Source organism: Fictibacillus phosphorivorans (assembly GCF_023715845.1).
GTDB lineage: Bacteria > Bacillota > Bacilli > Bacillales > Fictibacillaceae > Fictibacillus > Fictibacillus phosphorivorans_D.
The window spans coordinates 1-1,496 of record NZ_JAMBOR010000045.1 but is presented as its reverse complement, the minus strand read 5'-3'; the positions used below and the strand labels follow the sequence as shown (position 1 = coordinate 1,496).

The following is a 1,496-nucleotide window of genomic DNA, read 5'->3' as shown; positions in this document are numbered from 1 at the left end:
AATTCCGTCAGTAAGAAATTAGAGCAAGTCAAACACTTTTATGGAGAGTTTGATCCTGGCTCAGGATGAACGCTGGCGGCGTGCCTAATACATGCAAGTCGAGCGAATGACGAGGAGCTTGCTCCTCTGATTTAGCGGCGGACGGGTGAGTAACACGTGGGTAATCTGCCTGTAAGACGGGGATAACTCCGGGAAACCGGGGCTAATACCGGATAACAAGAGAAGAAGCATTTCTTCTTTTTGAAAGTCGGCATCTCGCTGACGCTTACAGATGAGCCCGCGGCGCATTAGCTAGTTGGTGAGGTAACGGCTCACCAAGGCGACGATGCGTAGCCGACCTGAGAGGGTGATCGGCCACACTGGGACTGAGACACGGCCCAGACTCCTACGGGAGGCAGCAGTAGGGAATCTTCGGCAATGGGCGAAAGCCTGACCGAGCAACGCCGCGTGAGCGATGAAGGCCTTCGGGTCGTAAAGCTCTGTTGTTAGAGAAGAACAAGTACGAGAGTAACTGCTCGTACCTTGACGGTACCTAACCAGAAAGCCACGGCTAACTACGTGCCAGCAGCCGCGGTAATACGTAGGTGGCAAGCGTTATCCGGAATTATTGGGCGTAAAGCGCGCGCAGGCGGTCTCTTAAGTCTGATGTGAAAGCCCACGGCTCAACCGTGGAGGGTCATTGGAAACTGGGAGACTTGAGTGCAGGAGAGAAAAGTGGAATTCCACGTGTAGCGGTGAAATGCGTAGAGATGTGGAGGAACACCAGTGGCGAAGGCGGCTTTTTGGCCTGTAACTGACGCTGAGGCGCGAAAGCGTGGGGAGCAAACAGGATTAGATACCCTGGTAGTCCACGCCGTAAACGATGAGTGCTAGGTGTTGGGGGGTTCCACCCTCAGTGCTGAAGTTAACACATTAAGCACTCCGCCTGGGGAGTACGACCGCAAGGTTGAAACTCAAAGGAATTGACGGGGGCCCGCACAAGCAGTGGAGCATGTGGTTTAATTCGAAGCAACGCGAAGAACCTTACCAGGTCTTGACATCCTCTGACCACTCTAGAGATAGAGCTTTCCCCTTCGGGGGACAGAGTGACAGGTGGTGCATGGTTGTCGTCAGCTCGTGTCGTGAGATGTTGGGTTAAGTCCCGCAACGAGCGCAACCCTTGACCTTAGTTGCCAGCATTCAGTTGGGCACTCTAAGGTGACTGCCGGTGACAAACCGGAGGAAGGTGGGGATGACGTCAAATCATCATGCCCCTTATGACCTGGGCTACACACGTGCTACAATGGATGGTACAAAGGGTTGCGAAGCCGCGAGGCCAAGCCAATCCCAAAAAGCCATTCTCAGTTCGGATTGTAGGCTGCAACTCGCCTACATGAAGCCGGAATTGCTAGTAATCGCGGATCAGCATGCCGCGGTGAATACGTTCCCGGGCCTTGTACACACCGCCCGTCACACCACGAGAGTTTGTAACACCCGAAGTCGGTGGGGTAACCCTT

Annotated in this window: 1 rRNA gene; it reads left to right on the top strand. The window is 54.1% G+C overall.

Annotation, left to right across the window (positions count from 1 at the left end):
- Positions 1-37 precede the first annotated feature (37 nt).
- A 16S ribosomal RNA gene (locus M3206_RS18655) occupies positions 38-1,496 on the top strand; the annotation flags it as partial.